This is a genomic window from Spirosoma profusum, assembly GCF_014699005.1.
Classification (GTDB): domain Bacteria; phylum Bacteroidota; class Bacteroidia; order Cytophagales; family Spirosomataceae; genus Spirosoma; species Spirosoma profusum.
On record NZ_JACWZY010000037.1, the window covers coordinates 1 to 13609 of the forward strand.

Consider the following 13609-nt stretch of genomic DNA (forward strand, 5'->3'; position numbering starts at 1 on the left):
AAGGCGCTGCATTTTATGGCCTTCTTTATCATTTTCTTTCGCAAGATCCCTAAAAAGAAGAAACCCTAAACAGGTTCTATATAAAAAAGCCGCTCTGGAATTTCTAGGGCGGCTTTTTTATACCTAATAGTGAGGGCAGATGTTAACATCTAAATGACTACTTCTTAATCAAACTCACACCACCCATTTCGGCCGGTTGTGGAATACCCATGAGCTCTAAAATGGTTGGCGCTATGTCGGCCAGTTTTCCATTGTTTAGAGTTGGGTGGTAATCTTTATCGACCAGTATACAGGGAACCAGGTTCGTCGTGTGAGCCGTATTTGGCGTTCCATCGTCGTTAATCATGTATTCTGCATTACCATGATCGGCGATAATAATTGTTGAATAACCATGTTTGAGCGCCGTTTCCGTTACGTCTCTTGCACAAATGTCGGCGGCTTCGGCGGCTTTGACTACGGCTTCGAATACACCCGTATGCCCGACCATATCCGTGTTGGCGAAGTTTAGACAAACAAAATCTACCTCTTCCTTTTCCAGTTCCGGTATGATGGTATTACGTATGTAGTATGCCGACATTTCGGGAATCTGGTCGTACGTTTTTACGGGTACGGTCATTTCGAAGCCTTTTTCGTCACGTATCACCATTTCTTTCGGCGACGGACAAAGAAGTCGTTTTTCGCCCGCGAACGGCTCTTCACGACCGCCCGAAAAGAAGAACGTAACGTGCGGATATTTTTCAGTTTCAGCAATGCGAATCTGTTTCCGTCCTACGCTGGCTACAACCTCGCCCAAGGTATTAACCAGATTATCTTTATCGAAAATGACATTTACACCGACGAAATCATTGTCGTAATTGGTCATAGTGATATAGTTGAGCGAGAGTTTTTTCATGCCCTGCTCCGGGAAATCTTTCTGCGTCAGTGCTTGGGTGATTTCGCGCCCCCGGTCGGTGCGGAAGTTGAAACACAGCACTACGTCATCGTCTTCAATAACAGCCACAGGCGAACCGTCCGGATTTTCGACAATGATGGGCTGGATAAATTCGTCTGTTACGTTGGCGTCATAAGAATCTTGTAGCGCTTTTGTTACGTCGGTAGCTGCCACTTTTTTGCCCATACCGTGTACCATGGCATCATAAGCCACTTTAACACGCTCCCAACGATTGTCGCGATCCATAGCGTAGTACCGGCCTACAACGCTGGCAATCTGCCCGGTAGTAGCCGCCATATGTGTCTGTAAATCGGTAATATAGCCAACTCCACCTTTAGGATCGGTATCACGGCCGTCGGTAAAAGCGTGTACAAAAACGTTCGTTAACCCATGAGCATGTGCAATGGAAAGCAATCCTTTCACGTGGTCGATATGCGCATGAACGCCACCATCGGAAACCAGTCCGATGAAGTGAACTTTCTTCTTGTTGTCCTTGGCGTAATTCAGTGCATCGACCAGTACGGGTTCTTTATCAAGTGTGTGTTCCTCAACAGCTTTATTGACTTTCACCAGATCCTGATACACTACCCGACCAGCACCCAGATTCATGTGACCCACTTCAGAATTGCCCATCTGTCCTTTTGGCAATCCAACCGCCAACCCCGACGCTTCCAACGTGCTGTGCGGGTATTTCGGATACAGCGAATCCATGAAAGGCGTATTAGCCGCATTTAAAGCCGACACTTCCGGCTTGAGTGGAATACCCCAACCGTCGAGAATAATGAGGATTACTTTTTTATTCATGTTGTAGAGGAGTTAAAGCGCGAAAGAGCAAAAGATTGAAAGAGCGAAATGCTGACACAGGCTATTTTTCACTCATTCACTCTTTCATCCTTTCGCTCTTTATGACATGCTGTTGAACTAAATAGGTTAGTAATTGTCGGCAGCAACGTAACGAAATCTGATAGACTTCTTCAAATACGTCGGGGCCTTCATAATAAGGATCTGGTACGTCGGGTTGATCGCTGATGTCCGGGTCGAATTCACGTAGCAGAAAAATCGTGTCGTTTGTATATAAGCCTGTACTTCGGTAGTTCAGTTTTTCGATGGCCTCAAGATTTTGTTCATCCATCGCCACGAAATAATCGAACTGAGCCAGGTCGTCGCCCGTAACGCGTCGGGCGCGGTGTGTGAGCGTTAATCCATGCTCCAGCGCATTAGCACGCGTACGATGATCAGGAAGCTGCCCGATGTGATACGACGACGTACCGGCTGAATCGCACTGGATTTGTTTCTCCAGCCCTGCTTCGGCAATTAGTTGTCGGAATACGCCCTCTGCTACTGGCGACCGACATATATTTCCCAAACAAACGAAGAGAACGTGTAGCATAGGGGCATAGGGGTAAGGGCATAGGGCAGAAGGATTGGGACAGGTTTTACCCTATGCCCAAAACCCTCTGCCCTATGCTACTTCTCCAGAGGCTCGTTATTTTCGTCGACAATCACGAAGACGTCTTCGTCGGCCTTCTTCATCAGGTACTTCTCCCTGGCGAATTTTTCACGAAGTTGGGCGTTGCCAAAAACTTCCCGTCTTTCTTTCTGAATCAACTGAATTTTCTCCTTATAAAACCGAATATCGCTTTCCAGTTTATGCAGTTTCCACCAATTCCGAACTTGGGTTGGCAGATCGTTGGCATCAAAAAAGGTCATCCAGGCCAATAGGCACAGCCCCGAGGCCACATAAAAATTCTGACAGTAACGAAGCAGTTTTTGTAGCATAGGGCAGGGGCATAGGGCATAGGGTTCAGGGCATAGGGGAAATCTTTAGCCCTTTGCCCTTACCCCTCTGCCCTGTGCATTAAAATTTCAAGCCTGGGAAATAAGCGGTTTCGCCTAGTTCTTCTTCGATACGTAGTAACTGGTTGTATTTCGCCATCCGGTCAGAACGTGAAGCCGAACCGGTTTTAATCTGGCCAGTGTTCAGGGCCACGGCGAGGTCGGCAATGGTAGCATCTTCCGTCTCACCCGAGCGGTGCGACATTACGCTTTTGTAGGAATTGCGGTGCGCCAGGTTAACGGCATCGATGGTTTCGGTCAACGAGCCAATCTGGTTTACTTTCACCAGAATCGCGTTGGCGATACCTTTATCGATACCTTCCTGAAGCCGTGTTACGTTCGTTACGAACAGATCGTCGCCCACAAGCTGCGTTTTGGCCTCTTTCAGCAGGTCCGTCTGCGCTTTCCAGCCGCTCCAGTCGTCTTCGGCCATACCGTCTTCAATCGACAGAATTGGGTATTTATTCACCCATTCTTTCCAGAAGTTGGCCATGTCGCTCGAAGACAGTTTGTCGCCCGTCGATTTTTTGAAGTGATAAACGCCCGTTTCAGCATCGTAGAACTCCGAGGAAGCGGCATCCATCGCAATCCAGACGTCTTCGCCCGGCCGATAGCCAGCTTTTTCAATAGCCTGAATAATGGTTTGAATAGCCTCGTCGTTCGATTTGATGTTTGGTGCAAAACCGCCTTCATCACCAACGTTGGTAGCCAGCCCCATTTTCTTCAGTACACCCTTCAGCGTATGGAAAATCTCGGTTCCCATACGTAGCGCTTCCGAGAAGCTAGGCGCGTTGGCAGGCATAACCATGAACTCCTGAAAATCAATCGAGTTATCCGCGTGTGAACCACCATTCAGGATGTTCATCATTGGCACGGGCAACGTATTGGCATTTACGCCACCGATGTAGCGATAGAGCGGCAAACCCGCTTCCTGAGTAGCAGCTTTGGCAACGGCCAGCGAAACACCCAGAATGGCGTTGGCGCCCAGACGACCTTTATTCGACGTACCGTCCAGTTCAAGCATAATTTTATCGATCATGCTCTGGTCGAAAACCGAAATGCCGACTAGTTCTGGGTAAATCAGTTCATTAACGTTAGATACGGCTTTCAGGACGCCTTTGCCCATGTATACCTTTTTGTCGTCGTCGCGAAGCTCAACGGCTTCGTGGGTACCGGTCGATGCGCCCGACGGGACGGCTGCGCGGCCCAGAAAACCGGTTTCGGTACGAACGTCTACTTCTACAGTCGGGTTACCGCGCGAATCCAGAATCTGTCGGGCATGAATGCTTTGAATGGTACTCATTTTAGAGAATAAGAAGGGGTTAACAACGAATTGCTCGTTTTATCAGGTTTGACAACCAAGCGCTTAGGTTAAGCGCCATTCGGGCGCAAAGTAACGAAATTGGGGGCAAACTTTAGAACAGGAACTCGAAAAGTGAGTTTCTACAAGGGTGACGAACGTATTAAATTAAAGTCTACCTATTGCTGAAATCGAACGTATTCAAAAAATTTTGTCTATTTGCGTGCGTCTAAGCCGCAACTAAACCAACCATACCCATGCGAGCACTACTCTATTTTCTATTGTTTCTATTAATCATCTTCGGGGTCTTATATGCGCTGACGGGCTGGAGCTACAGCGATGGCGAACGAGCCGGGACTGTCTCAAAATTCAGCCGTCGGGGCTTTGTTTTCAAAACGTACGAGGGTGTATTGAACGTGGGCGGCTTTTCGGGAGAAACCGGTTCGCTGACGCCCCAATATTTCGACTTTTCGGTGAAAGACGAGAACGTAGCAAAACAAATTACGGATGCCGTTAAAACCGGTCAGCGCGTAACACTACACTACGAAGAAAAAATTGTTAAATTTCCCTGGAACGGGGAAACAAAATACTACATCACCGCTGTCGAAATCGTTGGTCCGCCTAATCGTCCGTATGGTGATACGTCCGCTTATCCGGGCAACCAGACAGCCCAGCCACAGTCAGGTCAGGCATCGCCACCAGCTTCCCAATCGACCCCAATTCCACAGCCAGCAGTTCCCGATTCGACACGGTAAAGTAGATGTGAAAATATCGAAAATAATCACTTGATTATCAATATGTTATCTATAGATTGAGGCAGTTGTTTTTTCGGTAGAAAATCAGCGTTAAAAACCCCTAACTATTTTGCAAAACTGTTTGGTAATCCGGTCATTTTTGGGTAATTTTATATGCTTATAAACAACCATCCTAACATGGCAAAAACAGATACGGCGCAAGCCACAGCATCTGCTAATGACAGTAAATTAAAAGCCCTCCAAACCACCATTGAGAAATTGGACAAAGCGTTCGGCAAAGGTACCGTAATGCGTCTGAGCGAAAGCAAAGTTGTCGACGTTCCGGTTATCTCGACTGGCTCATTGGGTTTGGATTTAGCCCTCGGTATTGGCGGTATGCCCCGGGGTCGTGTCGTTGAAATCTACGGTCCTGAATCGTCTGGTAAAACCACGCTCACGATGCACTGCATCGCTGAAGCGCAGAAAGCGGGTGGTCTGGCGGCTTTCATCGACGCTGAACACGCTTTCGACCGCGTTTATGCTGAAAAGCTTGGTATTGACACGAAAAATCTGCTTATCTCCCAGCCTGACAATGGTGAACAGGCTCTTGAAATCGCCGAACACCTAATTAGCTCCGGCGCTATCGACATCTGCGTTATTGACTCCGTAGCTGCCCTTGTTCCAAAAGCCGAGATCGAAGGTGAAATGGGCGAAAGCAAAATGGGCTTGCAGGCGCGGCTTATGTCGCAGGCACTACGTAAGCTGACTGGTACCATCAACAAAACCGGTTGCTGCTGCATTTTCATTAACCAGTTGCGGGAGAAAATTGGTGTGATGTTCGGTAACCCCGAAACGACCACCGGTGGTAATGCACTGAAATTCTACGCATCGGTACGTCTGGATATCCGACGTATCGGTCAGATCAAAGAAGGTGCCGACAACGTAGTAGGTAACCGGACTAAAGTGAAAGTGGTGAAGAACAAACTGGCGGCTCCGTTCAAAGTCGTTGAGTTCGACATCATGTACGGTCAGGGTATTTCGAAAGTTGGCGAAGTACTTGACTTAGCTGTTGAGATGGAAATCGTGAAAAAATCAGGTTCCTGGTTCTCATATGGTACAAGTCGCTTAGCTCAAGGTCGTGACGCCGTTAAAGAATTATTGCTCGATAACCCTGAGTTAATGGGCGAGATAGAAGGCAAAATTCGTGCGAAAATTGCCGAAGACGAAAACGCCCTGCTCGACCCTGTTCTCGAAGGCACTGCTGCTGACGACGAGGGCTTGCTCGATGACTAAGGCAGACGGATTTATTTGGAATGTAACAAATGTTGATTAAAAGCGGTGCTGGTGAAAACTGGCCCCGCTTTTTTATTTGTGATTAGCATGAAAAAAATACCAGCTGTTGAAACCGGCTTACTTATTTTATGGCCTTGATCCATTCACGAATCAGTTCAAGGCTTTCAGCATGAACTGTTTTACGACCAACTTCCGGCATCATTTCACCAGGATCTGTTGACTCTAATCGATATGTTAGAATGGATTCTTCCGGTTTGCCTGGTACAATGTCGAAAGGGCGCCCTCCAGATCCACGTCCAGCAGCAACAGGTGTTTTCCGAATGCCGAGAGCTGTTAAATCAGTGGCTGAGATGCTCAGATTCAGGCCAGAAGTCATGGCTGGTCCATTAGGGTTATGGCAATGGGCGCAGTTGATATCGAGCCAGGCACGTGCCCGGTCGTTGAGGGAGCCGGTTTCAGGTTTGTTCCAAATGGGGGTTTTGGGGCATTTATCCAACGATGGCATTCCCGAAAGTATTTTTGCTTGCTGCCAATGCATTAACTGATTTTCTGGCTTTCCCGCTACGTTATAAGCCAATTCGCCATTAAGCTGCCGTATGGATGGGCCGATAGGTACCAATGCCTCGTTTCGGTTATGGCAGCCTTTACATTGATTTAAATTCGGTATAGTGTACTCATGCTGACGACTTTTACCATTTGCATCAACGTAGCGTACTGTTTTCGTATCACCCGCAACTTCGAGAAAGGCATCCGTTTGCTCGTCATTCCAAACGTAATCGAACGCTTTCCAACCTTCCGACTGATGAATTAGTAACCGCGTTTCCATCAATCGACGGCCTTTCGTTACGTCCCGGAAATCGTTGGGATAGTAAAACGTTTTGATGAGCGTCGTTCCAACCGGAAAATTCAAAACCGACGTATCATTGTAGGCGACTGTCTCTCCTTCGGGTAGTTTGACAAAACGTAGTTTTTCGGCGTAATCTGAAAATAAAGGCGTATTGAGGGCGTATGGAACTACACCAGCGGCTGGTTTCTGTCCGGCAATAGAACCAGTAAAAAAGCCGTAATCGGATAATTTTTCGGGAACGGCTACTGTTCGCCAACTTCCCAACGTAAGCCAGCCAAACGTCAGTAATGAAGCCCAGAATAACCAGATACGCATTGAATCAGCGAGGAGTAGACACCGTTGTTTTGAGAGGTTCCAACTGGCAATCAAACGAGGCCATAGTGAACGATACGTTCTTAAAGCCACGTCCGGCGTCCAGATTGACGACGCTTTGGTTTTTGTTATTACGTATGCAGATGCGCTTCTCGGGCACGGGCTGGCCGGTCTTGTCTAACGTAGCAGGATCGGCAATGCCATCATAAATGATGTGCGGTACGTCCTGGCCCGGTTTTAAAACCATATCGAAAATTTTGTTGTATCGCCCCCGTTGACTGACAGGCCCTGCGTTACGTTCGTAGACGTTATCATGAATAGAAATGGCTGACGTAAAGGGATAATACGCCTTGTCGGTGATAGGCCGTTCGGTGAGTAGGTAACTGATGATACCTGTGCCTAACGTTTGATTTCGGATGAAGCGATTATTAAATACTTCAACACCATTAGCTGCCAGAATCATAAGTCCTGTTCCATCCGATACGCTGGCAACAATATTACCAGCCGGTGCGAAATTCGGGAAGTTGTTATCGTGTACGTAATTGTTGAAAACGCGCACATTTCCACCTTGCTTCTGCACCAAATCGGGTAAGTCGAATACCAGAATGCCACCTGTATTTTCGTAAGCCTCATTATCGAAAACATCAGCGTTACGTGAATTTTCGATTTCGATGCCTGCTACGTTGTGATATGCCTTGCTGTTCTTCACCACAATCCCGCGCGACTGCCCAACATAAATACCGGCATCGGAAGCGCCTATGGCTGTACAGCCATCAATCACTACGTTATCGCACTGCACCGGATAGAGGCCGTAGCCACCATTTTCAGCTTTGGGTTGCCCTGTCCATTCTACTTTCACGTTTCGGAACGTAATGCCTTTTACGTTCATAGTCTTGATACCGTCGCCTTTTGAATCCTGAACGGTCAGATTCTCGATAACAATTTCTTCGGCGTTGGAAACCCGTAGCCCTTCGGCACCATCGGTCTGACCTTTGAAACTCAAAATAGTTTTATCAATCCCTTTGCCACGTATCACGATACGTTTTTTATCCTGTAATGATAAACTTCCCGTGAAGGTAAACGTCCCCTGATCCAAATCAACCGTACTGCCGTTTTCGGCCATGATTAACTGAGTTTGATAGCGTTTCTGTACGGCTGGCTGCGCCCAGACCATCTGAGCTAGCAGAAAAATTAGACTGAAGAGGAAAAGGGTTTTCATAGGAATTAAGGGCGGAATCATACTACGTAAATTTACGAAATTCGGCGAAATAAACGTATTAATGGGTTGTCATAAATGAAAAAGCCCCAGGCTATTGTCTAGACTGGGGCAGGAAATTATATCAATTTTTGTCATGCTGAGGCACGAAGCATCTTAAATTATCATGACCCAGAAGTAAGGACACTTTAAGATGCTTCGTGCCTCAGCATGACAAAAAAGTATTTAAATAGATCTATTTCAGTAAATTCAACAAGTAAGCACCGTAGCCGCTCTTAACCAATGGCTTAGCGATTGTTTTCAATTGATCAGCGTCGATGAATTTCATGCGGTAGGCAATCTCTTCGGGACAGCCAATTTTAAGCCCCTGCCGCTCTTCAATAACATGGACGAATTGACCAGCCTGCATCAATGATTCGAACGTACCGGTGTCGAGCCAGGCCGTTCCCCGGTCCAGTACGCCGACTTTCAGCTTACCTCGTTCCAGATAAACCCGGTTTACGTCTGTGATTTCCAGCTCTCCCCGTGGTGATGGTTTGATGTTTTTGGCGATATCTACTACGTCGTTATCATAGAAATACAAACCCGGTACGGCATAATTCGACTTTGGCTTTTCGGGCTTTTCTTCGATGGATAATACGTTGAAGGCATCGTCGAATTCAACAACGCCGTAACGTTCAGGGTCGTGTACCTGATAGGCATACACAACGCCACCATCTGGATCATTATTGGCCTGAAGCAGTTTCGACAAGCCCGAACCGTAGAAAATATTATCACCGAGAACGAGAGCAACTTTGTCGTTACCAATGAATTCCTCACCGATGATAAACGCTTGTGCCAGTCCGTCGGGGCTGGGCTGTACGGCATAGCTGAATTTACAGCCAATTCGTTCGCCATCTCCGAGTAATTTCTCGAAATGCGGTAGATCGTGCGGAGTCGAAATGATAAGAATTTCGCGAATGCCGGCCAGCATCAGAATCGACAGCGGATAATAAATCATCGGTTTGTCGTAAACCGGCATCAGTTGTTTGGAAACCGCCAGCGTGAGCGGATGAAGACGAGTGCCGGAGCCCCCGGCGAGGATGATTCCTTTCATGGTTCTGAATGAGCAGTTTCAAAGAGCGAAAGAATGAAAGAGCGAATGGGCTGGCGCAAGAATTTCTGCCGGATGGCTTTCATTCTTTCGCTCTTTGAAACTTCACAATTTATCGATTCGCGTACATTCCCTGATAATAACTCTGGTAAGCGCCCGACGTAACGTTATCGAGCCACTGCTGGTTGTCGAGGAACCAGTCAACGGTTTTTTCGAGACCTTGCTCAAACTGGAGCGAAGGCTCCCAACCTAGTTCCTTCATGATTTTGTTGGCGTCGATAGCGTAGCGAAGATCGTGGCCTGCGCGGTCGGTAACATACGTAATGAGTTTAGCTGACGTTCCTTCTGGACGACCTAGCTTCCGGTCCATGATCTGGCAAAGCAGATGCACGAGGTCGATGTTTTTCCACTCGTTGAAGCCGCCAATGTTATACGTTTCGCCCAGTTTCCCCTTGTGGAAAACCGTGTCGATAGCGCGGGCGTGGTCAACTACGAACAACCAGTCGCGAACGTTTTCTCCTTTACCATAAACCGGTAATGGTTTATTCGTCTGGATGTTGTGAATCATCAACGGAATCAGCTTCTCGGGGAAGTGATTCGGGCCGTAGTTATTGGAGCAGTTTGAGAGCACAACCGGCAGTTTATATGTATTGCCGTAGGCCCGTACAAAATGGTCTGATGCGGCTTTGGATGCCGAATAAGGTGATTGTGGGTCGTAGTGAGTGTCTTCGGTGAAGAATTCTTCCGGATTGTGCAGCGAGCCGTACACTTCGTCGGTCGATACGTGGTAGAACCGTTTGCCTTCAAAGCTACCCACCCAGCTATTTTTCGCAGCATTTAGCAGATTGACCGTGCCCACTACGTTAGTCATCACGAACGACATTGGGTCGGTAATAGAGCGGTCTACGTGCGACTCAGCCGCGAGGTGAATAACGCCATCGAAGCCCACTTCGGCGAACATGTCTTCCAGGAATTTCGCGTCGGTAATGTCGCCTTTGACGAATGTATAATTAGGAGCACTCTCGATGTCGGTCAGGTTGGCCAGGTTACCGGCATAAGTGAGCGCATCGAGATTATAAATCTGATATTCAGGGTATTTTGTGACAAAGAGCCGGACAACATGCGATCCAATAAATCCAGCCCCGCCGGTAATAAGAAGTTTCATTTTTTGTATGTTATTAATTTATACTAGTCAAGAGTGCCAAAAAACGTACCAATACGTCTGGCAGCATGACTTTACGATTCGGAAACTTTTACACTGATTTTCTGCTGCCACTGCCAGGCGTCACGTAGCGATTCGGCCAGCGTACGCTGTGCAGTCCAGCCCAATACGTTCTTCGATTTTGTTACGTCGGCGTACACCTTTTCTACATCACCAGGACGGCGCGGGCCAATTTGATAGTTCACCTTAACGCCGGTTGTTTGTTCAAAGGTTTTGATGACATTGAGTACCGTTTCGCCCCGCCCCGTACCAATATTGATTACATCGTAGCTAGACGTATCGTCCGATTCATTCAGCTTACGTAGCGCTTCTACGTGCGCGTCGGCCAAATCCATTACGTCGATGTAGTCACGTATACACGTACCGTCGGGAGTATCGTAGTCATCGCCGTAAACCGTCAGATTTGGGCGAATACCGGCGGCCGTTTGCGTAATGAACGGCACCAGATTGGCGGGAATGCCCAGAGGAAGCTCCCCAATCTCCGCTGATGGATGCGCGCCAATCGGGTTGAAGTAACGTAGCGCCAGCGCTTTGACCGGAATTTGTGCCCTCACCGCATCACGAATAATGTCTTCACCAATGGCTTTCGTATTACCGTAGGGCGACTGTGCCGGTAGCCGGGGCGTTTCTTCCGTAACGGGCAACTGTTCGGGCTGCCCATAAACCGTACAGGACGACGAAAATACCAAATTTCGTACTTTGTATTTCGGCATCAACTCCAGCAACAACAGGAGGGAGTCAAGGTTGTTGCGGTAGTACTTGAGAGGTTTCGCCACCGATTCACCAACAGCCTTAAATGCCGCAAAGTGAATGACGCCAATGGGTTTTTCGCGTTCGAAAACATCGGCCAAGGCAGCGGCATCGTTGCAGTCGATGGCATAACACGTCACGTCACGACCCAGAATTGTTTTTAGACCCTGAAGAACCGACCGTTCGGAATTGGAAAAATCGTCGACGATAATTGGTTCAAAACCAGCGTTAATCAGCGAGACAACCGTGTGAGAACCAATGAAACCAGCTCCACCCGTCACCACGATTTTGGAAGAATTGCCTGAGGAAGTCAAACCGTTTTTTATGAAAATTTTGTTGCTACTTTAGCGTAGCAACTCGTAAAACCACACAAAAGTAGTATATTCAGGAGGTATCTTCAACCAGTTTTTATTGTGGGGTTATCTCGTCATGGGGGACAAGTATATGAATGACAATGAATTGAGAGCACTTATTTCGCTCTTAGACGACGAGGATCAGGAAGTTGTAGAACATGTTGAACAGCGAATCCGCCAAATGGGCGGGCAAATGATTCCATTATTGGAGTCGGAATGGGAAGGAAGCTTTAATCCGTCATTGCAAAAACGTATCGAGGAAATTATTCACGATCTTCAATACGAAGCCGTTCTTGAACGCATCCGTGACTGGAAAAATGGGGGCGCAATGGACCTGCTGGAAGGGCTCTGGATTGTGGCAACGTATCAGTATCCGGATCTGTCACTGCCCAAGCTCCGGCAGGACGTAGAGCAGTTGTTTTACGATGTGTGGGTTGATTTTAAAACAGACATGCACCCGGATGAGCAAATAAAGGCGATGAACAGCGCCTTTTTTTCAAAGCTGAAGTTTGCTCCGAATACCAAGCATTTTCATTCGCCAGCCAATTCGATGATCAATCAGGTGCTCGAATCGCGTCGGGGTAATCCGATTACGCTTTGTGTACTGTACATGCTCATCGCCCGACGATTGAATTTGCCCGTGTACGGGGTTAATCTGCCGAATCTGTTTGTGCTTACCTATAAAAACAACAGTGGCGTTCAGTTTTACATCAACGTATTCAATCGTGGCCTGATTTTCACTACCAAAGACATCGATCAATACATCGATCAGTTGAACATCAAGCGTTTAGATACGTTCTACCAGCCCTGCACCAACACCGATATTGTTCGGCGGGTGCTACGTAATCTGATGCTTGCCTTCGAAAAAAATGGCGATACGGAGCGGGTAAAAGAAGTTGATAAAATTCTCAACGCCATTCGGGAAGACGGCGACGGTTTGCCACTTTCGGATTATACGCAACGATAGGTTTCTTGTCATTTTTTGTCATTCTGAGGAACGAAGAATCTTAATGTTTCCCAACCTATACGTTTGGGTGCTTTAAGATTCTTCGTTCCTCAGAATGACAAAAAACTAAAAAGCCGCGAAACCAAGGGTCATCGCGGCTTTTTTGTCCTCACTGAAAATGAAATTTTTTTAGTGTTATAGCCTATCTATACTATAACTAACTGATTTATGCCTTTTGTGTTTTCTGTTTTTTAGGTGTTTCAGCTACCGGCGCTTCTACTACGCCGGATGTTTCAGCTTCCACAACTTCTTCTGCTTTAGGCTCTTCGGCTACTACGTCGAATACATCTGGAGCGTACTGACGTAGTATGCCGTACCAGCTTACCAGTTTTTTAATATCGCTCGAACGAACCCGCTCTACGTCGTAATTTGGCACAACGGCTTCCATGAAATCGGCGAGCTCATTGTTTTCGCTTTTTGAATTAACCGGCAGATTGTCAGCGTATTTCTCTTGAATTGATAGCAATACGTTGCTAAGCGGTATAGACTGCTCATCGTCGTCGGTTACGTAGATCGAAATATCGTTCAACACCGATACCCGAGCTGTTGGTCCCATCATGGTTTTGGCCTTTTTATCGTCCAATGATTCGACGATAACACCAGCCCGACCGGGTTTCAAAATTCGATAAAGGCCGCTGTAACCGGCAACGTTTGCAATCTGTTTTAATGCTTCCATAAAGTGACTTTGTAAATAGGTAACGTGGTTGTGAGTGGGT

13 protein-coding genes are annotated in these 13609 nt (G+C 47.3%); 3 read left to right on the plus strand and 10 right to left on the minus strand.

Features of this window, described 5'->3' with window-relative positions:
- Positions 1–157: 157 nt before the first annotated feature.
- The 4 genes from gpmI to eno form a co-directional block, all read right to left on the minus strand.
- Complete coding sequence (gpmI, locus tag IC229_RS29370; RefSeq protein WP_190891639.1) at positions 158–1735, minus strand: 2,3-bisphosphoglycerate-independent phosphoglycerate mutase; 1578 nt, start codon at positions 1733–1735, stop codon at positions 158–160.
- A gap of 76 nt (positions 1736–1811) precedes the next feature.
- The gene (locus tag IC229_RS29375) at positions 1812–2321 is read right to left on the minus strand and encodes a low molecular weight protein-tyrosine-phosphatase (RefSeq protein ID WP_190891641.1); all 510 of its coding nucleotides are present in this window, start codon (positions 2319–2321) and stop codon (positions 1812–1814) included.
- A gap of 77 nt (positions 2322–2398) precedes the next feature.
- A complete protein-coding gene (locus IC229_RS29380; RefSeq protein ID WP_190891643.1) occupies positions 2399–2710 on the minus strand; it encodes a septum formation initiator family protein in 312 nt (103 codons plus the stop codon).
- A 79-nt stretch (positions 2711–2789) separates the two neighbouring features.
- A complete protein-coding gene (eno, locus tag IC229_RS29385) occupies positions 2790–4070 on the minus strand; it encodes a phosphopyruvate hydratase (protein ID WP_190891645.1) in 1281 nt (426 codons plus the stop codon).
- Between the two features lie 254 nt (positions 4071–4324).
- Between eno and IC229_RS29390 the strand changes: the two genes are divergently transcribed.
- Complete coding sequence (locus IC229_RS29390) at positions 4325–4822, plus strand: hypothetical protein (RefSeq protein WP_223834263.1); 498 nt, start codon at positions 4325–4327, stop codon at positions 4820–4822.
- A 177-nt stretch (positions 4823–4999) separates the two neighbouring features.
- Positions 5000–6094, plus strand: a complete 1095-nt coding sequence (gene recA, locus IC229_RS29395) for a recombinase RecA (protein ID WP_190891646.1) — start codon at positions 5000–5002, stop codon at positions 6092–6094.
- A gap of 121 nt (positions 6095–6215) precedes the next feature.
- On the opposite strand, the gene IC229_RS29400 is transcribed toward recA, so the two are convergent.
- From IC229_RS29400 to galE, 5 genes are all read right to left on the minus strand, one after another.
- Positions 6216–7256, minus strand: a complete 1041-nt coding sequence (locus tag IC229_RS29400) for an SO2930 family diheme c-type cytochrome (protein WP_190891648.1) — start codon at positions 7254–7256, stop codon at positions 6216–6218.
- 4 nt (positions 7257–7260) lie between these two features.
- On the minus strand, positions 7261–8472 hold the full coding sequence (locus tag IC229_RS29405; protein ID WP_190891650.1) for a parallel beta-helix domain-containing protein: 1212 nt from the start codon (positions 8470–8472) through the stop codon (positions 7261–7263).
- A 232-nt stretch (positions 8473–8704) separates the two neighbouring features.
- A complete protein-coding gene (gene rfbA, locus IC229_RS29410; protein ID WP_190891651.1) occupies positions 8705–9565 on the minus strand; it encodes a glucose-1-phosphate thymidylyltransferase RfbA in 861 nt (286 codons plus the stop codon).
- A gap of 109 nt (positions 9566–9674) precedes the next feature.
- Positions 9675–10727: a dTDP-glucose 4,6-dehydratase gene (rfbB, locus tag IC229_RS29415; protein ID WP_190891653.1), complete on the minus strand. Its 1053-nt coding sequence runs from the start codon at positions 10725–10727 to the stop codon at positions 9675–9677.
- Between the two features lie 71 nt (positions 10728–10798).
- Positions 10799–11848, minus strand: coding sequence for a UDP-glucose 4-epimerase GalE (gene galE, locus IC229_RS29420; RefSeq protein ID WP_190891655.1), 1050 nt, complete (start codon positions 11846–11848; stop codon positions 10799–10801).
- A 130-nt stretch (positions 11849–11978) separates the two neighbouring features.
- Here galE and IC229_RS29425 point away from each other — a divergent pair, with 130 nt between their 5' ends.
- Complete coding sequence (locus IC229_RS29425; RefSeq protein ID WP_190891723.1) at positions 11979–12854, plus strand: transglutaminase-like domain-containing protein; 876 nt, start codon at positions 11979–11981, stop codon at positions 12852–12854.
- Positions 12855–13059: 205 nt separating this feature from the next.
- On the opposite strand, the gene IC229_RS29430 is transcribed toward IC229_RS29425, so the two are convergent.
- On the minus strand, positions 13060–13569 hold the full coding sequence (locus IC229_RS29430; protein WP_190891657.1) for a DUF5606 family protein: 510 nt from the start codon (positions 13567–13569) through the stop codon (positions 13060–13062).
- Positions 13570–13609 lie beyond the last annotated feature (40 nt).